This window comes from Aminiphilus circumscriptus DSM 16581, assembly GCF_000526375.1.
GTDB lineage: Bacteria > Synergistota > Synergistia > Synergistales > Aminiphilaceae > Aminiphilus > Aminiphilus circumscriptus.
This window is the reverse complement of record NZ_JAFY01000002.1, coordinates 754,791-779,205: the sequence shown is the minus strand read 5'-3', so window position 1 is coordinate 779,205 and position 24,415 is coordinate 754,791. Positions and strand designations below refer to the sequence as shown.

Here is a 24,415-nt window from a genome sequence, read left to right as displayed (position 1 = left end):
TTTCTCCTGAACGTTCTTCATTTATTCTTGTTCCGGACGCCTTCGGAAGTCGTCCGCCACGCGAACGATGTCGTCCTCACCCACGTACTCCCCGCACTGAACCTCGATGAGTTCCAGGGGAATCTTTCCCTGGTTTCCCAGGCGGTGTATGGACCCCTTGGGGACGAAGATGCTTTCGCCCTCGTGGACGAAACGATCCGTGTCACCGATCCGAACCCAGGCGGTACCGCGGACCACAATCCAGTGCTCACTCCGGTGCAGGTGGTACTGAAGGCTCAACCGTTTTCCCGGAGCAATGACGATGCGTTTGATTTTATAGCGCTCCGACTCGTCCAGAATGTGGTAACTCCCCCAGGGACGGACGCTGTTCGGCGTCTGGGAGACCTCTTTCCGTCCCTTCCCCCGCAGGGCGGCCACGATGTTCCGTATCCCCTGGGAGGCGCCCCGGGGAAGCACTGCAACGGCATCGGAGGTGCTCACCACGATGCTGTCCCGCACTCCCTGGAGGGCCACAAGATGATCCGCGGCGAAGACGAGATTTCCCGACGCATCGTCGAGGACGCAATCACCGAGGACCACGTTGCCGGAATCGTCCTTGGGAAGCACGTCGTAGACGGCATCCCAACTCCCCACGTCGGACCAGCCAGCCCGAAGGGGCACCATGGCGACGTTTCGGGCCTTTTCCATCACGGCGTAGTCCACGGAAAGGCTTGGAAGGCGAGGGAACGCCTCGAGCAGCGCCGCCACGCCCTTGCGGGCGGGAAGACCGATTTCGGGGATGTATTCTTCCAGGGCGTGCAGAAACTCCCCGATCCGGAAGCAAAACATGCCGCTGTTCCAATAGAAATTCCCCGAGGCGACATACTCCTCGGCCTTTTCACGGGAGGGTTTCTCCACGAAACGCCGCACCGGAAGGGCACCACCGGGGAAAGTACCGGCACATTCCGTCGCCTCCACATACCCGTATCCCGTCTCCCCATAAAGAGGCGGTACGCCGAAGAGCACCAGGTCACCCCGCATCGCGGCGGAAGCGGCAAGTTCCACCGCAGCGGAAAAAGCAGCTCCGTCCACCACGATATGGTCACTGGGAGCGACGAAGAGCAGATCCTCCTCGGAGGCGCGCTTCGTCTCCAGAAGAGACACCGCGCCGAGAGCGATGGCGGGGCAGGTGTTCCGGGAAATCGGCTCCACCACCACCTGCTCCGGCGCAAGGGAACACACATCTCTCCCCTGATGTGCCACGAGAGCCTTCCACTCTTCACCGGTCACGACGGTGAGCGCCTCCGCCGGAGCCACCCGTAACATCCGGGAGATCGTGTCCTGCAACAGGCTTCGATTCGAGAAAAGGGTCAGAAACTGTTTGGGCATTTCCTCCCGCGAAAGAGGCCAGAGACGTGTTCCCGAACCTCCGGCCAGAATGAGCACCTGCAGGTTGTACGCAACCATGAGTCGTTCCTCCCCGGCATGCATCATGAATCCGTTTTTACTATAAGGAAGCTCTGAATAAAGGCCTTTCGCTTTCCCTTGACTCGGGTCGCATCAGGCTCTGCGAGGCACCCTGCGGGGCTGACGCAGCCTTATTCAGAGATTCCATAATACTACGCTTTTCTTCCGCCGAGAAACTCCCGCCGCCGTCCCCTCTTGCGGATCTCCTTCACACACCGGCCCTCCCGGGTAAAAAACCCCTCCACTCTTCATTGCGGATCGTCACAAGCACACCTCCGTTCTCTTTCTCCGCCGCACACTTTCGCCGCCGGAAAACACCGTGGAACATTTTCTCGAACAATTCCGCCAGGGGTATCTTGACAAAAGGCGAAACAACGGGATAATGGAACGGCTTTCGAGGAGAGTTTGGCAGAATGGCTGCTCCCAGATGCGGATCTGTCCGCCTGAAGGTTCGGACTGTTTCCGTCCCGCGGAAGGAGCCATTTTTTGTGCGGCGAACGCCGCGGGGAGGAAAACTGACAACCTATGAACTGCACGCAACAGACGGAAGTGAAGAACACCGTGGAAAGCACCGCGAAGAACTGGAGCCGCTTCGGCCTGAGATCCGAACTGCTCCGAACCCTTGACAGAAGAGGTTTCACGGAACCCACGCCGGTTCAGGCGGAAGTGCTGAGCCTCGAAGACCGCAGCGGCAACCTGGTCGTTCAGGCCAAGACGGGATCGGGAAAGACCCTCGCGTTCGTACTGCCCCTCTTTGACGACATGACTCAGGGAGAGCGGCGCCCCCGGGTGCTCGTTCTTTCTCCCACCAGGGAACTCGCCCTCCAGATCGCCCGGGAAGCCCAGTGGTTCGGCCGTGATCTCGGCATCCGCGCCGCCTCTCTCGTAGGCGGCATGAGCATGGAAACCCAGACGAACGACCTGCGTCAGGGAAGTGCCATCATCGTGGGCACTCCCGGACGGACCCTCGATCACATCAGAAGGGGGACCTTGGACATGTCCCAGGTCCACACGGTGGTCCTCGACGAGGGGGACCACATGCTTGACCTCGGCTTCCGGGAGGAGCTGGAGGCGATCCTCAACGCCGCGACGAACCGGACGCGCACGTGGCTCTTCTCCGCCACCATGCCCGACGAGGTGCTCTCTCTGGCCAAGAACTACATGAAGACACCCACGCGCATCTCTCTCTGCTCCGAGCGAGTCCAGCACGAGGACATCGCACATCGGGTCTATCTGGCTCCCGAGCGGCGGCGAATCGACGGTCTGGTGAATGTCCTCCTCTGGGAGCGCCCCCAGAGAACCCTCGTTTTCTGCCCCACTCGGAGTGACACCATGACCTGCGCGGAAAAACTGGCCGAAGAGGGATTCGCCGCGGGAACGCTCCACGGCGAAATGACGCAGCGGGAGCGGAACACCGTGCTCGGATCCTTCCGGCAGGGGAGAACCGCCGTCCTCGTAGCCACCAACGTAGCCGCCCGCGGCCTTGACGTCGCGGGCGTCACGCACGTGATCCAGATGGGCCTTCCCGACGGTCTGGACACCTTCGTGCACCGAAGTGGCCGCACCGGCCGGGCCGGACACGAGGGACGCAACGTGGTCATCCTTTCTCCCAGGGAAGCGGGACGGTTCCGGTCCATGCTGCGCGGCACGGACGTGCAGGTGGAGTGGCTTCCCGTTCCCGACGCGGAAGAAATCGGTCGCGTGGGAAAGACCGCCTTCGAGGAAACGCTTCTGGCGGAGAATCCCGATGCGGCCATGATCGCCTGGGCCGAAGAACTGCTCGGCAAATCCGACGATCCCGCGTCTCTCGTGGCGGCCCTTCTCGGACGCACGACCCATCTTCGGCGGAGCGGCTATTCTCTTGCCGAGGAGCTCGAGCGGGAGACGAACCGCGAGAAGAACCGCCGATTCGAGGATCGTCCCGATTCGAGAAACGGACGCTCCTTCGGAAAACGGGAGATTGGAACCTACTCCTCCGGGCGGAGCGGCGGACGAACGGAGATGCGCGGCGCGGTGATGCGCCTCGAAAAGGGACGATCCGACGGATGGGATGTGGGGCGCGTTCTGCGGGAAGTCTGCATCGGGCTCCGCGTGAACCGCGAGGAAGTGGGCTCGATCCGTCTCCGGGAGGACCATGTGCTCGTGGAACTCTCCCCCCTCGCCGAGAAAGCTTTTGAGAAAGAGATCACCGAGTTCGAGCGCCGCGGTCTCGTGCGCTCCTCCGGAGCATCCCGAAGCAGAGGCACGACGGGAAACCGCCGGGAATGGGACAGACGGGCCTAAAATCGCACCCGTGTTTCAGACCGTTTTCCCCAGGGGGAAAACGGGCGTTCCCTCGAAAGCATCCGCGCCTCCGGCGCTTCCAGGGCTTCTTCCTTTCGGAAGAGGCCCTGTGTTTCTCCTCCCCGGGCACGTCGCCGGAATCGTCGCATGTTTCCGAAACCACGGCAGGCGACACCGGGCATCGTTCCGGGCACGCACACACGAGGCGTTGGTGAATGCCTCACTTCCCCTTTTTTTCGTCCTTCGAGAGGACCTGCTCCGACGAAACCGGTTTTGTCTTCCCCTTGAGGGTGATCGTGTCCGCCGGAATGACCACCTTGAGGTTCACGCCGTCTCCCGCCGGACGAAGCTCCGCTTTCTCCGGCGTCAGATTCAGGAAAGGCGCTTCCTCCAATACGTCCCGGGCGATCCGAAGCGTGGAGGCATCCACTTCCTCCACGATCTTCCGAAGCTGTTCCGCCACGTCCGCGACGATGCGGGGAGGCGTGTAGCCTTCCTCCTTCCCGCCCCCGTTCACATCCGCCGCGACGCCCCGGAGATCCGTCCGTCCCGCCGGTCCCACATCGAAACCGGGAGGTGCGGTGATGCGCAGAGGACGCGTGTCCGAGAGGGACGGAGAGGGCGCACTTTTTTCCTGAACCCGGGGGACACCCTTGACCGGTGTTCCGTTCCGAGGCGCTTCTGTTCCGGAAGAAGTCGTCTCCGAACCCGCCGAAGGAGGAGACGCGCTGTCCTCCCTGGGCACTGTCGGCGCTTCCCGGACGATAACGGTGCCTTCTTCCGGAACACCTCCGCCGGTACGGAGGGAACGCACCCCGAGAACAACGCCTCCGAGAAAGGAAAGACCGAGCAACAGCCACCCCCACCTCACCGCCGACGGACGGGGTGAGGACGGTCGTTCCCGGAAAGTCCGACGCGACGGCATCGCCCGTTTCCTCTCCATGATCCGCCTCCGTTTCCACATCGCCGTCTCTTGCGAGGCGACAGGATGTCTCTGCTACAATGAGGATGTCATCTTTTTGAGCAGGCAAGTCATTCCATATTCCCACATGCGCCTTCACGCAGAAGGAGGAGTGGCATCCGTGAGGAAATCCCCCGAAAGCGCGCCGTCTCGGAAGCACCCCGCCGGAGAGGATTCCGCAGGCACCGTCGGCATCCTGAAACGTCCCTACTTTCCGGCGCTCCTCTGCGTGAGCACCGCCGCCTTCGTCTCCGCCCTGGACAGCTCCATCGTGAACGTCTCGCTCCCCACGGTGGCCCGATCCTTCGGCGTGCAGGGAGCGCTGGGTTCGGAGGTGGTGCTGGCGTATCTCCTCTTCCTCTCGGGGATGCTGCTCTTCTTCGGACGCCTCGCCGACATTGTCGGCGCCTCCCGGATCTTCCGCTGGGGAATGCTTCTCTTCTCCTGCGCATCGCTCTTGTGCGGTGCCGCGCTTTCGCTGAACATGCTCGTTCTCTCCCGAGCGATCCAGGGAGTGGGTGGCGCCATGCTCACCGTCACCGCCTTCGCCCTCGTTCCCTTTGTCGCCCCGCGGGAACGCCGGGGGGAGGCCTTCGGCCTGCTCGCCATGATGGCATCGGCGGGCACCATCATCGGCGCTCCTCTCGGAGGGTTCCTGACCGGCACACTGTCATGGCGGTGGATCTTTCTCATCAACCTTCCCGTGGGAGCCCTGGCCACCTTCGCCGCCCTGCGCCTTCTTCCCGCGGACGAGGAACGGCACCCCTTCCGGACACTGCGGCATCGCATAGGCGAACTCGACCTTCCGGGCAGTGTCGCGAGCTTTCTCGGTTTCCTCGCCCTCCTGATCGCTCTGAACAGAGGAAGTCAGCTGGGTTGGTCGTCACCGTCCATCCTGGGGGCCTTTCTCGCGGCGGCGATCCTTCTCGCGCTTTTCACACTCCGGGAGGTCCGCACACCCGTTCCCCTCATGGATCTCTCCCTCTTCCGGAATCGGGATTTCTCCCTCGCCATCGCGGGAGGCGTCCCCGCCTATCTGGTCTTCGGCGCCGTGGGCATTCTCATGCCCTTCCTCCTGCAGAATTATAAGGGACTTTCTCCTCAGCAAGCAGGAACCGTTCTCCTCCTCTACTCCCTCACGTACATGAGCACGGCCTATCTCGCGGGACGCCTCGCAGACCGCCTCTCCCCCAAGCTCGTCTGCTTCGGAGGCATGGCCCTCGCCACGGGAGCGTGCCTTTTCATCGCCACAACCCTCTCCTCTCCCGGAATGGGACATGTCATCCTTTTCCTCGTGGGCATCGCCGCCTCGTTCGGTCTGTTTCTCTCCCCGAACAACGCCTTCGTCATGAGCAGCGTTCCGGGGGGAAAACGCGGCGGCGCCTCGGGCATTTTCAGCACCTCGAGCCGCCTCAGCCTGACCATCGGCGTCAGCCTCTTCGAGGCACTTTACGTTCAATGCCTCGGAGGGAGCATCGCCACCGAGGCCATGGCTGCGGCATTCCGGACGGTATGGTTCACCGCGGCGGTCCTGTGCGGCGCCGGAGCCCTCTGCGCCCTGCTGAGCCTGCGTTCCGTTTCGAGGCATTCGTCGCACAAGATGGAGAGCGGCGATGCGGAAAAGGAGATTCCCCTGGTCTGAAAAGACACTCTCCCGCTCGACGCTTCCGGAAGAGCCACGCCGATTTTCCCGGTTTCGCTTCCAACGCAACGTGCCGAAGCGAGAAGAAGCAAAGGCGCTCGTGCGGAAGCGTTCTCGTGGACGCCGCAGCACCCCCTGGGCAGGCTCAGGAAGGGGTGCTTGTTGACTCTTGCTTCAGAGAGTCCAGCCAGGCGAGAGCGTCTTCTCTCGTGCGCACTCTCCCCTTGGCGACACCCAGATCGAGCTCCTCCAGAAGCTCCCCGATCTTCGGTCCCGGCGGCAGACAGAGCACTTTCATGACGTCGTGCCCAGAGAGAAGTCGCCTCTTTCCCGGCGAAACAACCGTCTCCAGGCGAATAGCCGCCTCGTCCAGAAGCCGCAGATTTTCCTTGAGAACCGCATCGTTGCCGTTCCCTCCGGCGATGTCCGCCCTGGTGAGGGCCACGAGGTGTTCGAGAGGCATCTGCCACGCCGCCCTTCCGGAGCACTCCGCAGCAGAGAGGCGCGGCACAGTCTCCAGTTCCCGGAGAAGACGCACCGCTCCCCGGAGGGAAAGGGGATGACGCAGAATGTCGTGACGCGCCACGAGAAAGACCGTCTCCTCCGCGAGCACGCCGGGCCAGGCCCAGGCGGTGAGAATACGCCGGGCCTGTTCGGCGCTCCGCTCCTCGTGGCGGAAAAAACGAATTCGCCCACTCCCATCGCGGAAAAACGTCTCGGGCTTGCCCAGATCGTGCAGCAGCGCCGCCGCCGTCACGGAGGATACGCCGTATTCCTCGGCGGCCCGGACGGTGCGGAGCGTATGAACGAACACATCTCCCTCCGGGTGATAGTCCGGGGATTGCTCCACCCCCTTGAGGCGCTCCAGGAAGGGCAGAAAAAAAGGAAGCACCCCCAGAGCGTCCGCCAGCTCAAGAAAGACCGAAAGCCCGGACAGCGCCTTCAGGACCTCCCGACCGACGCGTTCCGAGGCGACGAAGAAATTCTCTCTTCCTCGTGCCAAGGGCGCCAGAGCGCGCACGGCCTCCTGCCCCGGCGAATCGGGATGAAAGGCCAGTTCCGCGGCAAACCGGCAGAGACGGAGGGCCCGAATCGGGTCCTCGGCGAGGCGATCCGCGGCGCTTCCGGTGAAACGAAGCCGTTTCTCCTCGAGATCCCTCCGCCCTCCGAAGGGATCCCACAGAGCGCCCTTCAGGTCCAGCGCCATGGCGTTCACCGTGAAATCCCTTCGGCCCAGATCCGCCTCCAGGGAGCCCCCGACGAGCGGTGCGATCTCCACGCCCGTTCCTTCCACCGCGAGAAGCACCGTCGCGGCGGGAGGCTTGCCGACGAGAGTTCCTTCAAAGCGACCGAAGCGATTTTTCCCCCAGTGTTCCACAAGGGCGAGGATCGCCTCCGCCGGCGCGTCCGCCACGAAATCCACATCCGCGAAGGAACGCCCGAGAAGGAGATCCCGAACGCATCCGCCCACAATCCAAGCAGGTATGCCTGCCGCGGCAAAGAAACCCCATAGAGCGTGAACTGCCGAAGGCAACCGCTCCTTCATTCGCGCTCCACTGTCCGCCTCGTTCTTCATCGGAGAACCACCGTCATCGCCGCCCGGAGGCTAGGGCCCGACATGGAACACCATCCGGGCGTCGCCGCTCACCGCGAGTACCACCTCAAGCGCCTGGGGCGTGACGAAAAGTCCCTCCACCGTCACATCGTACACATCCCCGGAGACGGACATCTCCTCGTTCGTCAGATTCTCCAGAGCCCGGCGGAGAAGTTCCTTCGCCTCGTCGGTCTTCTCCGCCAGAGGAAAACGAAGGGAGTCCTCCATGCGGCGCACGAGAAGGGGCTTCGCGAGCCACGCCGCGGCCCTGGCGAGTCCCGAGGTGGTGTTCTCGTCGAAATCGAACTCCCGAAGGCCCAGTACCCGCGATGCGGGATCATAGTCCGGCCTCCCTTCGAGATAGATCCGCCCCGAGGCGCGTCTCCCCAGAAGTCCTCCCTGTCGCTCCGCCTCCACGTCCACCGCGGCGGCGAGGCGGTCTCCGTTTCCGAAGACCCGCACCTTCCGAATGATCACCTTCGTACCGTCCCCGAGATCCATGGGCCGTCCCGCCGCCTCGGACTGCGCCCAGTCGGAAAGTTCCTCCCAGGAAACCGCCACGGGGAAGCGCAGGAAGATGCCCTCCAGGTGTGCGCCGGACGGAACAAGAGGCGGCAAGGGGGGCGCGGAAAGGGGTTCTCCGGAGGGAGTTCCGCCGCGGAGAGAGAGCCCCGCCGTCACGGAAAGGCGGAAACGCAGGGACTGCCCGTCTACCTCAGGCCTGGCGAGAAAGATCGCCCTCGGCTCGACGAAGAGCCGGAGATCCGGCGATTCCGCCAAAAGCCGTGGCTCGCAAAGGTCCTTCCAGACCTCCTCGGCGCGTTCCCGCAAACGCAACGAGTCCGACAGGGCCTCTTCGATACGGGGAAGCACGTCCTGCATGCGTCCCTCCAGATACTCCGTGGCGACGCTTTCGATGGAAATCCGTGCTCCGAGCACCTCTACCTGGGGCGAGCGGCGCCATCGGAAGGAGAGCTTCGGGTCGCTCCGGACGTTCCATTCCTCGTCCACCCGGGGTGCCAGCGAAACCGTCACGGTGAGGGCCCCCTCCGTTCCGGTACGGATGGGAAGGGACAACCCGAGCCCGCTGGCCGTCCCGTCCAGGCGCAAGGAGAAGGCAATGGGGAGATCGATCCGGAGTCGTCCGTCCTGGCCCGAAACTTTGGGCGTTCCGTCGGCGCGGACACGGTACGCGAGTGTTCCCCTGAGCGCCCCCTCGTTCACGGGGCTCGTTCCGTCCAGATCCGAGGCAAGCTCCCGACTCACCACGGTCTGGAGTTCCGCCAGGGGCACTTCGAGGAGAACCCCCACGGTGGAATCCGGCACGGGCGGAGGCGTTTCGAAGGGACGCGCCTCTGGCTCCGGAATCGTGATGTCGCCCCGTTCCGCCGAGGCCACATACCAGGCCGCTCCTCCCACAAGGCAGCAGAGAGCCACCACCAGCACTTTCGAGAAGATCTTCACGGAAAACACCTTCCTTGATCGTTGATCGTTCCTCGGGCGAGAAACGTCTCGAGTTTCTCCAATCAATCATACCAGTTCCCCGACCGGCTTCACCTCGTGCGTCGCGTCCGCGGGAATTCGGAATTCTCCGTCGCTTGTCCTTCACGATGAGCGGTACTCTACTTCCGGCGCACGTCGCTGCGCCGGAAGGGCAAGGGAACCTTGGCAATCGATGAAGGAGATGCGCCACACCCCCGGACGTAGGCATCCTCCCGCGCCCGGAGAAGGCGTCTCCGTTCCTTCTCTTTTGCGCACATCACCGGAATCCGAGGATCTTTTGTAACCAGATACTGTCGCACCCGATGCGGTCCCTCCGTCCTGACCCGGACCGCCACGCTTCGCGTTCCACGACGAAAGTGTAGCCCTGAGTATGCAACGACGCGGTCAAGGAAGGTAAAGAAGCGTCAAGAAACGTTCCCGAACGTTCAGATCTGCGTACCCGAGACAGCCGCACATTCCCGGGATCTTTCACGGAAGAGCGGAAGTCCAGAACCGATTTCTGCACAAAGGACCTTCGCCCGGGGGCTTTTGCCGAGGACGGCATTGCGGAGTTGGGCTATACTTGCCGAAAAGGGTGGGGGACTTCAGCCCGGCCCGCTATACCGGAGGTGACCTTCATGATCGGCACAATCGTGCGCCTTCTCTGGGGGGCGTTTTCCTTTCTGCTTCTCGCGGGACTCTTCGGCGCGTCCTTCTTCGGACTTTTCCTGAGCGCACTGGCGCCGTCGGATTTCGTCTCCCTCGCCATCGCCACCTCCCGGGAGGGACGGCCTGCCGCGGCGCTCAGTCTCGTCGATTTCTGCCAAGCCCAGGAAATCGGCGACGTGGAATCACTGGAAATTCTCCGGGAGCGCCTCGTGCCTCCTCCGGCGGAGCGAGCATTGCGGACGTTCGTTCCTTCCGGAGAAGCATCGCTTGACGAGGACGTCCTTCGGGGGGCACTGGTACGACGCCTTGGTCTGGATACCTCTCTGGGGTGGTCCGTCTTCCCCGGAACATGGCTCACCGGTACCCGGGAAAGCGGGGCAACGACCGGAACGGTGCACGCCTACGGGCCGGGAGACCTTCTCCGGGTGGAGCAGGTTCTTGCCTCGGTAGGCAGCGATGGCGCTCCGACGATCGTTTCCGCCGGCAAGGAGCTCGCAACGCTTCTTGCAACTGCCGAAAAAACTCTTTCGACCAAAGGCTCGAATACGAGCGGCATCGCCTCGCCCGGTGAGGCGGGGCGAGCGCTTCTGACGGCATCCTCTCCAGAGGCGACAACCCTCTTGTGGACGCTCTACGGCAATGCAGGGTGGCACGCCGCGTCGGTGTGGTCCATTCTGAGCATGGCCGCCTCTTGGGAGGACCTCGCCGACGCGTCGGCCATGCTGGAACGTCTCGGCCCGGAAAATCGGGCATTTCTGGAGATCACCCGGGAGTGGGGACTCGCCGCCTCCCGCCGTTTCGGAGAAATCAAAGCACCTCAGGCGTTTCTCGAGGGCTTGCGGAGAAATCCCAAGGGAGCCTTCGGTCTTGCGGCCTATCTGGCTCTCCGCGAGGGCGATACCCGACTCGCCTCGCTCGGAGCGGTGTCACCCGGCATCGCCCGCCTCATGGTTCCCGCGGGTCGCCTGTTCCTGCTTCCCGCCATGCTTCTGAACCTGCTTCCTCCCTGGGGGACACCCTCGGTCTTTCTCGGCGCAGGAAGCCTCCTGCTGCTCTGGATCTTTCTTTCCCTCGTCTCTTCCAGACGGAGGACCGATGAGGAGGATCTCGTCGAGGAAAACGGTCCGAAGATGAACATGTCGGAGGATGCCGTCGAAACGGAAAGACGCAGTTCTCCTCCGAAGCGAGGAAGTGGTGCCGGAAAACGGCTCGGCCTCGGACTGGCCTTTCTCGTCCTCGTCGTCCTCGCTGCTGGAGGCGGTCACTTTGTCCTGCGGAACAGGCTTTTCCAACCGTCGCCCCATTTCCGGGAAAGCAGGGAACGGCACATCACCGGAGCGCTCTCCGCTTTTTCCGGAAAAGCGTTCTCCGAGGCCGTCGCGACGTCGGCAACGCGGACGGGAAATACCGTCACGACCCTTGCCGACGCTTGGCTTGACGCACAAACCCGACGTCTGGACGCGGATTTTCTTCCCTGGCTCACCATGGCCTGGCAGCGCTGGTTTGTTCGCACCGCTCCTCTTCTTCCCTCGGACGGGGAACTCGTGGCCGATACGGGAGAACTGGTGCAGGAGGCCTTCGCCCTCCGAGTGCTGCGGCTGCATGCCACGTCCTCGGAATGGAAAACCATGGTGGAACGCATTGCCCAAACCTTTGGAACCACCCTGGACGCGGCCCTTCTCCCGATAAAACAGGCGGCGGAGGTGGACGATCCGACCTGGGGGCGTCTTCTGGAGGGGCACTTCGTCCTCCTGGTTTTCCCCGACGGAAGAACCGAAAGCGTGTCTCTCGGAAATCTCCTCGACGACGGGCAAGGGCTCGTCCCCTTCCTTGAAGCATCCCTGAAATCTCTTCTGAAGGGACAAGACGGGGAAACAACGCGCTCCTCCCCGGAGCTTCCGGGAGAAACCTTCCGCCTTGTGCACCGTAGCGGAGAACCTTCATGGTACCGGCGTGCCGCCCTGGCACGAGGGGCACTCGTGGCCGAACGAGTCGGCGGCCCGCTTCTGCCGTCGCTTACGGACGCGGGATATATCGTGATGGAATCCCTCGCCTCGGGGCGGAGCCCTCTGGTGGAAATGCCCGTTCTTCGTCGGGCTTTTGCGGAATCTCTCTCCGCTCAAAGAACAGCGCTCGCGGGCGATTCCGCCGGAGGATTCCGAAAGGCACTGGATTTCGTGACGGAGACGCTCACCCGGAGCATCGCTCAGGAGGAAACCTCCGGACATTGAGAACGGGAGGGGGTTCCCCTCGTCCCGTTTTCGCGTATACTTTTCCCTGATGAGACCCTCTGAAGGGAACTTCGGCATCGGGTCTTTCCGGTGTCGCCCCAGCTCTTTGGGCGACACCCCACAACTCGAAAGGAAACGTTTCCGGTTTTCGGAGAACCGCCGCCGTGCCCTTCGGTGGCGTCACAGAAGTTTTCCGAACGGGAAGCCGGTGCAAAGCCGGCACGGCCCCGCCACTGTAAGCGCGACGACGCCGCATGGAACCACTGAAACCCCAGGTTTCGGGAAGGGGCGGCGAAGAAAGACCGCGAGTCAGGAGACCGGCCGGAAACGGGTGAGGAGGTGATGTCTGCGTGGGCGGACGCGCTCCCAAGCTCGTCTTGGGGACCGCGGTGTACGCCGCGGTCCCGTCCTGTTGAATCGCTCGTGAGAAAAGGCAAACGGACGCCTCACCGTCCGTTTCGGCCATCTCTCGACGCGAACGGATCGAAAAATGCGCTTCGAGAGAACGGATTCGTTCGTTCATCGAAATCTTTTCCCCCGGAAAACAAGACTCTCGAACAGGAGGAAGCAGACATGACCCGTTCCGGATTGATACTTCTCTGCTGCGCTCTTTTCCTCGCGGCCTTTTCTTCCGGCGAGGCCTTCGCCATGGGACACGGCAAGGCGGCCCCCGAGAAAAAGGGAATTCTCGTCGTCGCCTTCGGCACCTCCGTACCCGAGGCGCGGAACGCCATCGACACCCTCGTGGACGCCGCACGGAAGGCTTTCCCCGACGCGGAGGTCCGCACGGCCTATACGTCCAACATCATCCGCAGAAAAGTCCTCGCCGAAGAGGGCAAGATCATCGACTCTCCGCTGATCGCCCTGGCCCGCATGCAGGACGAGGGCTTCACCCACGTGGTGGTACAGCCCACCCACGTGATCCGCGGCGAGGAATTCGACGATCTCGCGGAAGTGACGGACGCCCTGGCCCGCCTGGAGCGAAAATACTCCTTCAGGGCCGTCGCCATGGGCGATCCTTTCCTCTCCTCCTTCGAGGACTACGGCAAGATGGTCTCCATTCTCCAGAGAACCTACGGAGACCGAGCGAAGGGCGACGGCGCGGTGGTCTTCATGGGACACGGTTCACCCCATCCGGCGAACGCCGCCTACTCGCAGATGCAGCTTCTCTTCGACGAGCGGGGATTACGCTTCGCCCTCGGTACCGTCGAGGGGTTCCCCTCCCTCGACATGGTTCTGGAACGCCTTGAGACCATGGGGGCAAAGCGGGTGACCCTGGTGCCCTTCATGATCGTCGCGGGAGACCACGCCCGGAACGACATGGCGGATCCGGAGGATCCCGAATCCTGGCGCAGCGTTCTGGAGTCGAAAGGATACCGGGTGAACCCCGTCATCGAAGGGCTCGGAAGCAATCCCGAGGTGGCGGCTCTCTTCGTGGAACATCTCCGCGTCACGGCGCAGCACATCTTCTAGAAACACCAGGACACGCAAAAGAAATCGGGGCTCCCGGACTCTTTTTCCTGGAGCCCCGACAGATTCGGCTTTTTTCATGGCGACACACCCCAGGGAGGAATGCTCCGTGCCCCTATCGGAATCCGCCACCGGCACCAGTACCGGTCCCGAACATTCCCAGGGCGGTTCTCTTTCCGCCGGTGATGACACCCTCAGCCGCATGACCGCTCTGGAGGCATCCCGCCGGAGAAGAGCGCTGCAGCTCGGAGCACTGCTCCTTGTCGGCCTCCTCCTGGTGGGAACCTGGCGGCTCCTCGCGGGCCCCATGGACGTCCCTCCCGGAGCAGTGCTCTCTCTCCTGAACCCCTTCGCCGACGTAACAACCCTGCCACAGCAGCAGGCCCTGGTGGTGCGCACCGTCCGCCTCCCCCGTCTTCTGGCGGCCACCGCATCGGGGGCGGCCCTCTCCGTCTCGGGCGTCGTCCTCCAGGCGCTGCTGGGCAATCCGCTTGCGGAGCCCTACACCCTGGGCATCGCCGCGGGAGCTGCCCTGGGAGCTTCCCTCGGAATCTTCCTCGGCGGTATCTGGGTGCCCGCCGCAGCCTTTTGCGGCGCCGCCCTCGCCCTTTCCCTCGCCTTCACCCTCGCCTGGAGATCCGGCGGTAATTCTCCCGTGCATCTCGTCCTGGCGGGCATCGTGGTAAGCGCCATCCTTTCCGCGGGAGTGACACTCCTCAAAGCCATCTCGGAGGAGCGCATGGCCGCCATCGTCCTCTGGCTCATGGGAGGATTCTCCGGCGCTTCCGCCTCCGCGGCGGGCTCCGCCTGGATCGGCGCGGCCGCCGTGACGCTTCCCGCCTGGTGGTGGGGGCGGGAGCTGGACGCCATGTCCCTCGGAGAAGGACGGGCGGCGCTCCTCGGCGTGAACGAAAAGCGGCTCCGCCTCGTTCTCCTGGGAGCGGCATCCCTGGCGGCTTCCCTGGTGGTGGCTCATTTCGGCATCATCGGCTTCGTCGGTCTCGTGGGTCCCCACCTCCTGCGCCTTCTCGCAGGCCCTGCCCATCGCACCCTCCTCCCCCTCGCCTTCGTCGCGGGATGTCTCCTCCTCGCCGGCGCGGACGGAGCAGCCCAACAGCTCGGCGAACTTCCCGTGGGAGTCGTGACGGCCCTTGCGGGAGGCCCCGTCTTCTGTTGGATTCTTCTGCGCACCCGGGGGCGCGCCTCCTCGTGAGCTACCGTCTGGAAAACCTCTTCGCCGGCTACAGGGCACGTCCAGTGCTCCGAAACCTCTCGGGAGAGATCAAGCCAGGACGCATCACCGCGCTTCTCGGTCCCAACGGCAGCGGCAAAAGCACGCTTCTCGGCTGCCTCGCGGGCCTCCTCCCCCACGAGGGCAACCTCTTTCTCCGGGACATTCCGAAAAAGAAAGAGACCGGTCAAGCCGCCCCACCTCCTTCGGAACATCGCGTCCGCAAGCTCTCCAGAAGGGAACTCGGACTCCGCATCGGCTTCGTTCCCCAGGACCCCCTGCTGCGCTATCCCTTCGCGGTGTACGAGGTCATCCTCCTCGGGCGCCTTCCTCATGTGCGCTCTCTTGCGGGATATGCGGAAGAGGACCGCCGAATGGCCGCATCGGCGGCATCCCGCCTCGGCCTTGGAGACCTTCTCTCCCGAAGCGTGGCGGAACTCTCCGGCGGAGAACGACAGCGCGTGGCCGTCGCGCAGATTCTCGCCCAGAATCCGCAAGTGCTCCTCCTGGACGAGCCATCGTCCTCTCTCGATCCCCGCCACGGAGCGGAACTCTTCGCGCTTCTCCGGGAGACCGCCCTGGAGGGGCGAACGGTCGTCGCCTCCGTGCACGACGTCAACCTCGCCGCCCGCTGGTGCGACGATGTCTGGGTCCTGTTGGACGGCGAACTCCTCGCCGCCGGTTCCGTGACAGCGGTACTCCGGGAGGATCTCCTCCGAAAAGCCTACGGCGTCTCCTTCGCCCGTTACGCCGGCGAAGACGGCGTCGTCTGGCATCCCCGGCTCTGAAGAACATCGCTCCTCATCATCTCTGGAGAAGGACAGACGACGTTCTCCCTGTCCCGGAAACCTCTGAGAAATGCCACGCCGATCTCGGAAAAACGCGATGCGATCGAGATTGAGAGAGGGTGATTCCTACTTGATCAGAGTTCCCTCCCGTTTAAGGGATGACGTTCTCCCTGTCTTGTCACACAAAGGCAAAAGTCAGGATTGACAAGCGTGTGTTTCCCGGCTATTCTGTCGATGTTTCGGAACATTTCTGGTTGATCTTGGTCGAGCAGAAAATTCTTTCCTTTTATGTTATGGAAGCTCTGAGTAAAAACCTTTCGCTTTCCCTTGACTCGGGTCGCATCAGGCTCTGCGAGGCGCCCTGCGGGGCTGGCGTAGCCTTATTCAGAGATCCCTTATGCTATTCTAGCAACGCCAAATTATCGCATCAGGACAACGCAAAACCACATTTTCACGGGGCTTTTCGTCACAACCAGGAGAGGATGGGGTTCCTCCGGAGCGGGAACCGTTCCGGAGCGACATGCGCGGGACGTACGCGAAGCGGAAGGCCCTTCCGGGCCGGAAGGCTTCGCTGGTCGGCTTCACCGATTCCATCATATTTCAGGGGGGGAACGCGTTATGAGAAAATCCAAGTGGGTAGTGGGAATCCTGGCGGTTGTTCTGTTCGCATTGTTGGGACAGGCAGCGTTCGCGGCGTATCCGGAGAAGCAGATCACGGTTCTTCAGGGCTTCAAGCCCGGCGGCGGCAGCGACACTCTTGCGCAGCTCACGCAACCCTATCTGGAAAAGGTCCTCGGTCAATCCTTCATCAACCAGTACATTCCCGGAGCCACCGGCGCCATCGCATGGACACAGCTCGCGAAGACCGCCAAGAAGGACGGGTACACCCTGAGCATCACCAACACTCCGATGCTCCAGACGAACTACATCATGAACCCCGAGATCACCTACACCATCGCCGAACTCGAGCCCATCGCGAATGTCATCACCGATCCCGGAATCGTGGTGGTGGCAAAGGACAGCCCCTACCAGACCATGGAAGAATTCATGAATGCCGCAAAAGAGAACCCCGGAAAGATCACCGTGGGCAATTCCGGTGTGGGCGGCGACGATTTCTTCACCACCCTCATCGTGGAGAAGGCCACGGGACTGAAGTTCCAGATGGTTCCCTTCGAAGGGGACGGCCCTTCCTGGCAGGCCGCGATGGGCGGCAAGATCAACGCCAGTTTCAACAATCTCGGCATCACCTATCCGCAGATCAAAGCGGGCAACCTCCGCGCTCTGGTGATCTTCGCGGAGAAGCGCGTGGACATGCTGCCCGACGTGCCAACCATGAAGGAACTCGGCTACGATGTCGTCTCCGGTTCGTCCCGTGGCTACAGCGCTCCCAAGGGCATTCCCGCCGAAGCCCGGGACACGCTTATCGAGGCATTCAAGAAGATGGCGGAGATGCCTGAATTCGTGAAGGCCTGCAACGACCGAGCCTCCATCATCGACATGAAGTACGGCGACGAATACGCCGCCATGCTCGCGGAGCAGGAAACGGCCTTCAAGGCTATCTGGAATGAAGTGAAGGAACAGTACCAGGGGAAATAGAAACCCTTTTCGCGGAAGGCCCGGAACGCCGTCACGGCGTCCGGCCTTCCGCGAAAGTTCTCGCAGCGAAACACGTTTCCTCTCGGACAACGTCTTTCTGCGGGATGCTCCGAACAACTCTGACCGGGACGTTTCTGATCAAGCAGTACAGGAGGTACAAATCTTGAGACAGGTTCTCGATCATAGCCTTTTCGCGTTGGCCACCACCGGCCTCGGGGCCTATTTCTTCGTCAAGGCATCCTCAATGCCCGCCTCGGCGGGCCTCTTTCCAAAGCTCGTGTCCATTCTCGTCTTCATCCTCTCCGGCGCCATGGTCCTTATGGCCATCAGGGAACAACGACAGTCCACCGCCGGAAACAACGAAGAAAGAGAACCCGCTTCCCCGGAGAAGCGAATCAATAAAGGAACCGTCGTCGCCTACGTCGTTGCAATCATTACCTACATCTACGCCATTCCACGCATCGGCTATTTCGTCGCCACACCGCTCTTCATGATTCTCGGCTACGTCTTTCTACGCGCCATGGGCCTCGTCAGGGCGATCCTGGTGGGAGTCGGGTTCTCGATCTTCATTTATTTCCTTTTCGTGTGGTTCCTGAAGCTCCCCATTCCCATGGGTTGCCTGGAATCTCTTCTGGGAAGCTAGGCCCGGGAAAGGAGTGCTTCCGTCATGATTCTCGAAAACATTCTTCTCGGCTTCACTTCCGTTCTGGCTCCGGCGAATCTCCTCGCCGTCGCCTTCGGAACCGGTCTCGGCCTCCTGGTGGGGGCCATGCCGGGACTCTCCGCCACCATGGCCATCGCCCTCCTGGTGCCCGTCACCTTCGTGCTCCGCCCGGAAACGGGCATCAGTATGCTCGCCGCCATCTACATGGGGGCCATGTACGGCGGCTCCATCGCGGCCATCCTGGTGCGGACCCCGGGAACACCCTCCGCGGCGGCCACGGTACTCGACGGATATCCCATGGCCCAGCGCGGCGAGGCAGGACGCGCTCTGGGAATTTCCCTCACCGCCTCCTTCGTTGGCGGCACGGTGAGCAGCCTCTTTCTCCTCACCATCGCTCCCATTCTCGGGCGCGTCGCCCTCATGTTCGGGCCGGTGGAACTCTTCGCCGTGGCGGTGCTGGGCATGACCATCATCGCTTCTCTCTCTCAGGGATCTACCGTCAAGGGATTGCTCGCGGGCATGCTCGGGCTTCTCTTCTCCACGGTAGGCATGGATTCCATCACGGGTATTCCCCGGTTCACCCTGGGAAACATCAACCTCTTCTCGGGCATTCCCTTCACGGTGGCTCTCATCGGCCTCTTCTCCATTCCCCAGGCCCTGCGGCTCGTCGAAAGCGATGAGGTGGTGACGGAGCGGGTGAACTCCATCAAGGACCGCATCCTTCGCCCCTGGAAAGAGATCCGTCCCCTCATTCCCACCTTCATTCGCTCGGGACTCATCGGCGTCTTCACGGGCATCATTCCCGGCACGGGCGGCGACACGGCCTGCTGGTTCGCCTACAACGAGGCGAAACGGTTCTCCAAGGACAAGGAATCCTTCGGCAAGGGAAACCCCTACGGCATCGCCGCTCCCGAAGCGGCCAACAACGCCGTGGTGGGTGGAGCGCTCATTCCCACCATCTCTCTGGGCATTCCCGGCAGTTCCGCCACGGCCATCCTTCTCGGAGGGCTCATGATCCACGGCATCATGCCCGGCCCCACCCTGATGACGGAATACGCGGGCGTGACCTATACACTCCTCTGGGCGATCCTCCTGTCCAATTTCTTCATGTTCGCGGAGGGATTGCTCTTCACCAAGGCATGCATCTTCGTCACTCGCATCAGCAACAGGGTGCTGTCCGTGGCCATCGTGGTCCTCTGCGTCATCGGGGCCTTCGCCATCAACAACAATCTCTTCGAAGTGGGGCTCATGTTCGCCTTCGGCATCCTGGGCTACTTCATGGACAAACTAAAAATTCCCGTGGCCCCCCTCGTGGTGGGGCTGATCCTGGGCAGAATGCTCGACGTGAGCCTGCACCAGTCCCTGCTCATCAGCCAGGGATCGTGGACGGTTTTTCTCACGAATCCCATTTCGGCCACACTGCTGTTTCTCGCCCTTCTCTCGCTCGTTCAGTCCACACCCATGTACGAACGCTGGAGGGCCTCGCGGAAGAAGGACCCATCGGGCACATCGCCCGTATGATCCACGAAGGGAGAGAGAACCGTACCATGGAGAAAACGATGCTCGGACTTGTGACCTATCCGAACGGGGATGTGCGACTTGAGGAAGTCCCCGTACCGAAGCTGGGAGAGAACCCCTACGCCCCCCACGACGTGCTGCTCGAAGTGGAATACTGCGGAATCTGCGGCAGCGACATTCACAAATGGACCGCCAGCGAGGCGGAGAAGGCCGCCGTTCTGCACCCGCCCCGCAAGGTGGTGCAAGGGCACGAGATCGTGGCCAGGGTCATCGCGACCGGTCCAGAAGTCACCCGCGTGAAGTCCGGAGACCGCGTGGTCTGTGAGATCGTCACTTTCTACTGCGGCCACTGTCCCGCCTGTCTCGAAGGGCGCTTCAACATCTGCAACACTTTGCGCCCCATGGACGGACGTGCCCACTACGTCACGGGCGGCGGCTTCGCCAAGTACACTGTGTGGCCCGAGTTCCAGCTCCATGTCCTGCCCGACAACGTGGATTCCAAGAGCGCCGTGCTGCTCGAACCCACGGCGGGATCGATACACAGCATCATCAGCCGCATGGGTGTCCGGGCAGGAGAGTCCGTGGCCATTCTCGGTCCCGGCGCACGGGGGATCCTGCTCATGCAGGTCTGCAAGGCCATCGGTGCCGGCCCCATCTTCATGAGCGGCCTCGACCGCGACGCGGATTTCCGGCTCGTCATGGCGAAAAAGCTCGGTGCCGACGTGGTGATCAATGTGGACAAAGAGGACATTCGAAAGCGCATCGCCGAACTGACCGGCGGCATCGGCGTGGATGTGGTCCTCGAGAACACCGGTTCCGTGGAGCCCATCGCGGAATCCCTCGACATCGTCCGCAAGGGTGGCAAGGTTCTCTGGGCGGGCGGCGGCATTCGGGGAGGCATCACGGCTCCCGTGGACACCCACAAAATCATCGTCAAGGAAATCGACGTGAAGGGCGAAATCTCCCAGATTCCCTACGACTGGAAGACCGCCATCCATCTCGTTGGCACCGGCGACGTGGTTCTCGACCCCCTCGTGACGCACGCCTTCCCCTTGTCCCAGTGGGAGGACGGATTCAACCTCGCCGCGACGAGTCACGACTGTCTCCGGGTAGCTCTGAAACCCTGATCGTCGTATCTAGTTCTGCAAGGAGGCGCAAGCCCATGTCGGCCATCGACACTCTGTTGGCACCCATACCGCTTCCTCGAGTCGTGAAGGTGCGCCAGATCTTTCCCCGACCGCGGATAGACGATGTGGAGGCGATACTCACCGCGAAACTCCGAGAGAGCGGAACCCTGCAGGCGATCCGCCCGGGACAGACCGTGGCGGTCACCGCGGGAAGCCGTGGCGTGACGAACCTGGCGCTCATGCTCAAGGTGCTCGTGCGGGAGATCCGCGCCGCGGGGGGAGAGCCGTTTCTCTTCCCCGCCATGGGGAGCCACGGCGGCGCCACCGCCGAGGGACAGACTCATCTCCTCGCCAAGATGGGTATCACCGAGGAGTCCGTGGGAGCCCCTATCCGGGCCACCATGGAGACGGTCCAGCTCGGCACGTCCGACACGGGATGCCCCGTCTACCTCGATAAATACGCCGACGAAGCGGACGCCATCGTGATCGTCAACCGCGTCAAACCTCACCCTGCTTTTCGGGGCTCCTACGAGAGCGGCCTCATGAAGATGGTCACCATCGGCATGGGAAAACAGCGTGGCGCGGATCACGCACATCGCCTCGGTTTCGGCGAAATGGCGGCGAACATTCCCTCCGTCGCACGGGTGACGCTGGCCAAGAAGAACGTTCTCTGCGCCGTCGGCGTCGTGGAGAATGCCTTCCACGAGACGGCGCTTCTGGAGGTTCTTCCCAAGGATCGCATCGAACTTCGCGAGCCTGAGCTGCTGCAGGAGGCCTGGAAACTCTATCCACGAATTTTCTTCGACGAGCTGGACGTGCTGGTCATCGACGAGATCGGCAAGGACATCTGCGGCACCGGCTTCGACACGAACATCGTCGGGCGTTACCACACCCCCTACGCATCGGGGGGACCCAGGATCACTCGTGTGGCGGTGCTGGACATCACCGATAAATCCGGCGGCAACGGAAATGGTCTGGGCATTCTGGACCTCACCACCATTCGGGCCTACCGAAAGTTCGACTTCGAACAGACCTATCCAAACGCCCTGACCTCCACGGTACCCATGAGCGTCAAGATTCCCATGGTTCTCAGAAACGACCGCCAGGCCATCCAGGCGGCAGTGAAGATGAGCAACGTTGCCGATCGTGACGCCGTCCGTCTCGTGCGCATCAAAAACACGGTGAGCCTGGAGGAGATAGCGATCTCCGAAAACCTCATCCCCTATGCGGAAGCACATCCGAACCTGGAAGTTCTGGGCGAACCTCGGGAGTTGCCCTTCAACGAGGAGGGCAATCTCTTCTGATCCTCCGTCCACCAAACCTCTTCCGGCGGCCCGTACCCAAAGCCTCCCCCTCTTCCGGGCCGTCGGACTTTTTTCACTCGACGCGAAAGGACTGTTCCCCATGAAGCCGAAAGTGGCAATAACTCTTGGAGATCCTTCCGGAGCGGGTCCCGAAATCGCTCTCATGGTCATCGAGGAAGGGCGTTTCGAGGAGACCTGTCGCCCCATTCTCGTGGGCGACGCACTGGTGGTGGAAAAGGTAAAGCCCATCGTGGGCTCCACGAGGAAACTTCACATTCTGGAGGATCCCGACGACTACGCTCCCGGATGCATCAATCTGGTGGAGTGCGGTTCCCTGAAAGAGGACTACTCCTTCGCGAAAATTCAGGCTTCCTGCGGCGAAGCCGCCTACGCCTACGTGAAGCGCGCCATCGAACTGGCACTGGCGGACAAGGTGGACGCCACGGTGACGGGACCGCTGCACAAGGAAGCCCTCAACCTGGCAGGACACGACTACGCGGGACACACGGAGATCTTTACGGATCTCACCAGGTCCAGGGGAACCGCCATGCTTCTCGTGGGAGGACCGCTCCGGGTGATTCACGTGAGCACTCACGTCTCTCTCCGCGAAGCCTGCGACCGGGTGACGAAGGAACGAGTCCTCCACGTGATCCGTCTCGCCGACGGCGCCATGCGCGGGCTGGACATCGAAAACCCCCGCATCGCCGTGCTCGGCCTCAATCCCCACTCGGGCGAACACGGTCTCTTCGGCACGGAGGAAACGGATCACATTGTCCCCGCCATCGAGGCCGCCCTTGACGAGGGGTTTGACGTGACCGGCCCCCTTCCGCCGGATACGGCGTTCCTTCATTGCAAAAACGGCAGGTACGACATTGCGGTGGTCATGTACCATGATCAGGGACACATCCCGCTCAAACTGCTCGATTTCATGGGAGGCGTGAACATCACCGTGGGACTGCCCATCATCCGCACCTCCGTGGACCACGGAACGGTCTTCGGCAAGGCCGGAAAGGGAACCGCGGATCCCACGAGCCTTCGCACGGCCATCGAGTTCGCCGTGCGGTTCGCCCGACACCGCATCGCCGGTCGACACGGCGCCGCCTGACGGCATGTCCTCTCGTTACGTCGTCCTCGCGGACGACTTCACCGGCGCCTGCGACACGGCCCTACAGTTCCTCCGTTCCCGCAATGACCTCCCCAGGATTCTTCTCGACCCGGAAAACCTCCTGGGGATCGCAGGAGCCTCGAACGTTCTAGTGGTGGACACGGAAACGCGGAACCTGCCCGCGGAGGAGGCCTTTTCCAGAATCGCCGCCCTTGCCGCGGAGCTGCATCGTTTCGTCGGCACCACCATCTTCTATCTGAAGACGGATTCCACGCTCCGGGGCAACACGGCGGTCGAGGTCGAGGCGCTACAGCGGGGTCTCGGACTTTCAACGGTGGTCTTCGCTCCGGCGTTCCCCAAGATGGGACGCACTGTGAAGAATGCGATTCTCTCCGTGGAGGGAATCCCAGTCTCCCAGACGGCCATGGCCAGAGATCCCCTCAAGCCCGTGACAACCTCGGACATTTCCCTGCTCCTTTGCGGAACGGGAGCGTGCTCTCCCCGCCACGTCCGCCTGGAGGAACTCCGGGGCGGATTTCTTCTTCCGCCTCGGGGAGCACGATGCGGGAATCTGCGGGAAGAAGGGTGCTACACCTTCGATGCCGAGACCGACGAGGACTTGCGGCGTCTCGTCCGGGCGGTGACCGCCTCCGTCGCTCCAGAGACGGTGCTGTGGGCAGGTTCCGCCGGCCTGGCGGAAGCCCTCGTCAGGCGAGACCTCCCTGTTCTGGCCGTGGTGGGAAGCGTTCACCCAAGGAGCATCGAACAGGTGAAACAGGTTCTGAACAGCGGTACCGCAATGGGCTACATTCCCGACATGAGCGCCTTTCTCCAAAATGCTCCGGGAGCCCTGGAAGGGGCCGTCGAGACCGTGAGTCCCCTGCTCCTCCAGGGTAAAAACGTTCTCATCGCCAGCTCGCGCCCGGAGGATCCCTCTTCGACAACCCACCGCGGCAACGACGCCATCCGCATCGCCACCTTTCTCGGCGATCTCGCGTGCGCCCTGGCCCGGCGCCACCGGCTGGGCGGCCTCTTTCTCTCCGGCGGCGACGTGGCGGCAAAGATTCTCAAGCGGCTTTCCGTGGTTGAAACGGTAGTGACCGAGGAGATCGAGCCGGGCATCCCCCTGCTCCGCGTCCAGGGTGGCGACCTGAACGGCCTTCCTCTCGTCACCAAGGCGGGGGCCTTCGGGACCCCTCGAAGCATCGTCGCGGCCATTCTCCGCCTGCGCGGCTGAAACGCAAACCGTGCGCCGGAGAGAGTCGAGAGTCGGGGGCATTCAGTTCCAGTACTGGGCGCAGCAA

17 protein-coding genes and 1 riboswitch are annotated in these 24,415 nt (G+C 62.6%); of the genes, 13 read left to right on the top strand and 4 right to left on the bottom strand.

The genetic code is table 11. From position 1 onward, the window contains the following. Positions 1 to 21 precede the first annotated feature (21 nt). Positions 22 to 1,446 (bottom strand): mannose-1-phosphate guanylyltransferase/mannose-6-phosphate isomerase, encoded by a 1,425-nt coding sequence (locus tag K349_RS0104260; RefSeq protein ID WP_051464192.1) that lies wholly within the window; start codon positions 1,444 to 1,446, stop codon positions 22 to 24. A 525-nt stretch (positions 1,447 to 1,971) separates the two neighbouring features. Between K349_RS0104260 and K349_RS0104250 the strand changes: the two genes are divergently transcribed. Beyond that, positions 1,972 to 3,729 (top strand): DEAD/DEAH box helicase, encoded by a 1,758-nt coding sequence (locus tag K349_RS0104250; protein ID WP_026368620.1) that lies wholly within the window; start codon positions 1,972 to 1,974, stop codon positions 3,727 to 3,729. Between the two features lie 220 nt (positions 3,730 to 3,949). Here K349_RS0104250 and K349_RS0104240 read toward each other — a convergent pair whose 3' ends face one another. Further along, positions 3,950 to 4,672 (bottom strand): hypothetical protein, encoded by a 723-nt coding sequence (locus K349_RS0104240; RefSeq protein WP_026368618.1) that lies wholly within the window; start codon positions 4,670 to 4,672, stop codon positions 3,950 to 3,952. 139 nt (positions 4,673 to 4,811) lie between these two features. Between K349_RS0104240 and K349_RS0104235 the strand changes: the two genes are divergently transcribed. Further along, positions 4,812 to 6,332: an MFS transporter gene (locus K349_RS0104235; protein WP_169731302.1), complete on the top strand. Its 1,521-nt coding sequence runs from the start codon at positions 4,812 to 4,814 to the stop codon at positions 6,330 to 6,332. Between the two features lie 145 nt (positions 6,333 to 6,477). Here K349_RS0104235 and K349_RS0104230 read toward each other — a convergent pair whose 3' ends face one another. Both K349_RS0104230 and K349_RS0104225 read right to left on the bottom strand, forming a co-directional pair. After that, positions 6,478 to 7,908, bottom strand: coding sequence for a CCA tRNA nucleotidyltransferase (locus tag K349_RS0104230; RefSeq protein ID WP_026368616.1), 1,431 nt, complete (start codon positions 7,906 to 7,908; stop codon positions 6,478 to 6,480). A 30-nt stretch (positions 7,909 to 7,938) separates the two neighbouring features. Then, the gene (locus tag K349_RS0104225; protein ID WP_026368615.1) at positions 7,939 to 9,390 is read right to left on the bottom strand and encodes a DUF4403 family protein; all 1,452 of its coding nucleotides are present in this window, start codon (positions 9,388 to 9,390) and stop codon (positions 7,939 to 7,941) included. A gap of 656 nt (positions 9,391 to 10,046) precedes the next feature. On the opposite strand from K349_RS0104225, the gene K349_RS0104215 reads away from it, so the two are divergent. The 11 genes from K349_RS0104215 (at position 10,047) to K349_RS0104165 (ending at position 24,348) form a co-directional block, all read left to right on the top strand. Next, the gene (locus K349_RS0104215; protein ID WP_026368613.1) at positions 10,047 to 12,308 is read left to right on the top strand and encodes a hypothetical protein; all 2,262 of its coding nucleotides are present in this window, start codon (positions 10,047 to 10,049) and stop codon (positions 12,306 to 12,308) included. Between the two features lie 170 nt (positions 12,309 to 12,478). Beyond that, positions 12,479 to 12,634: riboswitch (cobalamin riboswitch) on the top strand. Positions 12,635 to 12,881: 247 nt separating this feature from the next. Next, positions 12,882 to 13,781: a sirohydrochlorin cobaltochelatase gene (locus tag K349_RS0104210; protein ID WP_026368612.1), complete on the top strand. Its 900-nt coding sequence runs from the start codon at positions 12,882 to 12,884 to the stop codon at positions 13,779 to 13,781. Positions 13,782 to 13,887: 106 nt separating this feature from the next. After that, the gene (locus K349_RS0104205; protein WP_245587995.1) at positions 13,888 to 14,991 is read left to right on the top strand and encodes a FecCD family ABC transporter permease; all 1,104 of its coding nucleotides are present in this window, start codon (positions 13,888 to 13,890) and stop codon (positions 14,989 to 14,991) included. After that, the gene (locus K349_RS0104200) at positions 14,988 to 15,797 is read left to right on the top strand and encodes an ABC transporter ATP-binding protein (protein WP_026368610.1); all 810 of its coding nucleotides are present in this window, start codon (positions 14,988 to 14,990) and stop codon (positions 15,795 to 15,797) included. The genes K349_RS0104205 and K349_RS0104200 overlap by 4 nt, the downstream gene beginning before the upstream one ends. A gap of 618 nt (positions 15,798 to 16,415) precedes the next feature. Continuing rightward, positions 16,416 to 17,393, top strand: a complete 978-nt coding sequence (locus K349_RS0104195; RefSeq protein WP_026368609.1) for a Bug family tripartite tricarboxylate transporter substrate binding protein — start codon at positions 16,416 to 16,418, stop codon at positions 17,391 to 17,393. 163 nt (positions 17,394 to 17,556) lie between these two features. After that, positions 17,557 to 18,036: a tripartite tricarboxylate transporter TctB family protein gene (locus K349_RS0104190; protein ID WP_026368608.1), complete on the top strand. Its 480-nt coding sequence runs from the start codon at positions 17,557 to 17,559 to the stop codon at positions 18,034 to 18,036. A gap of 24 nt (positions 18,037 to 18,060) precedes the next feature. Next, on the top strand, positions 18,061 to 19,578 hold the full coding sequence (locus K349_RS0104185; protein ID WP_026368607.1) for a tripartite tricarboxylate transporter permease: 1,518 nt from the start codon (positions 18,061 to 18,063) through the stop codon (positions 19,576 to 19,578). 26 nt (positions 19,579 to 19,604) lie between these two features. Continuing rightward, positions 19,605 to 20,702, top strand: coding sequence for a zinc-dependent alcohol dehydrogenase (locus K349_RS0104180; protein ID WP_169731301.1), 1,098 nt, complete (start codon positions 19,605 to 19,607; stop codon positions 20,700 to 20,702). 35 nt (positions 20,703 to 20,737) lie between these two features. Next, positions 20,738 to 22,006 (top strand): nickel pincer cofactor-dependent isomerase, group 22, encoded by a 1,269-nt coding sequence (locus K349_RS0104175; protein ID WP_026368605.1) that lies wholly within the window; start codon positions 20,738 to 20,740, stop codon positions 22,004 to 22,006. Positions 22,007 to 22,106: 100 nt separating this feature from the next. Then, positions 22,107 to 23,111: a 4-hydroxythreonine-4-phosphate dehydrogenase PdxA gene (pdxA, locus tag K349_RS0104170; protein ID WP_026368604.1), complete on the top strand. Its 1,005-nt coding sequence runs from the start codon at positions 22,107 to 22,109 to the stop codon at positions 23,109 to 23,111. Positions 23,112 to 23,115: 4 nt separating this feature from the next. Beyond that, positions 23,116 to 24,348 (top strand): four-carbon acid sugar kinase family protein, encoded by a 1,233-nt coding sequence (locus tag K349_RS0104165; protein WP_026368603.1) that lies wholly within the window; start codon positions 23,116 to 23,118, stop codon positions 24,346 to 24,348. Positions 24,349 to 24,415 lie beyond the last annotated feature (67 nt).

What these genes read in the sequence shown, in the direction of transcription:
- K349_RS0104250 (WP_026368620.1), top strand. Translation starts at nt 1,972, where the DNA reads ATGAACTGCACGCAACAGACGGAAGTGAAGAACACCGTGGAAAGCACC.
- K349_RS0104175 (WP_026368605.1), top strand. Translation starts at nt 20,738, where the DNA reads ATGTCGGCCATCGACACTCTGTTGGCACCCATACCGCTTCCTCGAGTC.
- K349_RS0104185 (WP_026368607.1), top strand. Translation starts at nt 18,061, where the DNA reads ATGATTCTCGAAAACATTCTTCTCGGCTTCACTTCCGTTCTGGCTCCG.
- K349_RS0104260 (WP_051464192.1), bottom strand. Translation starts at nt 1,446, where the DNA reads ATGGTTGCGTACAACCTGCAGGTGCTCATTCTGGCCGGAGGTTCGGGA.
- K349_RS0104230 (WP_026368616.1), bottom strand. Translation starts at nt 7,908, where the DNA reads ATGAAGAACGAGGCGGACAGTGGAGCGCGAATGAAGGAGCGGTTGCCT.
- K349_RS0104180 (WP_169731301.1), top strand. Translation starts at nt 19,605, where the DNA reads ATGGAGAAAACGATGCTCGGACTTGTGACCTATCCGAACGGGGATGTG.
- pdxA (WP_026368604.1), top strand. Translation starts at nt 22,107, where the DNA reads ATGAAGCCGAAAGTGGCAATAACTCTTGGAGATCCTTCCGGAGCGGGT.
- K349_RS0104195 (WP_026368609.1), top strand. Translation starts at nt 16,416, where the DNA reads ATGAGAAAATCCAAGTGGGTAGTGGGAATCCTGGCGGTTGTTCTGTTC.
- K349_RS0104215 (WP_026368613.1), top strand. Translation starts at nt 10,047, where the DNA reads ATGATCGGCACAATCGTGCGCCTTCTCTGGGGGGCGTTTTCCTTTCTG.
- K349_RS0104210 (WP_026368612.1), top strand. Translation starts at nt 12,882, where the DNA reads ATGACCCGTTCCGGATTGATACTTCTCTGCTGCGCTCTTTTCCTCGCG.
- K349_RS0104165 (WP_026368603.1), top strand. Translation starts at nt 23,116, where the DNA reads ATGTCCTCTCGTTACGTCGTCCTCGCGGACGACTTCACCGGCGCCTGC.
- K349_RS0104240 (WP_026368618.1), bottom strand. Translation starts at nt 4,672, where the DNA reads ATGGAGAGGAAACGGGCGATGCCGTCGCGTCGGACTTTCCGGGAACGA.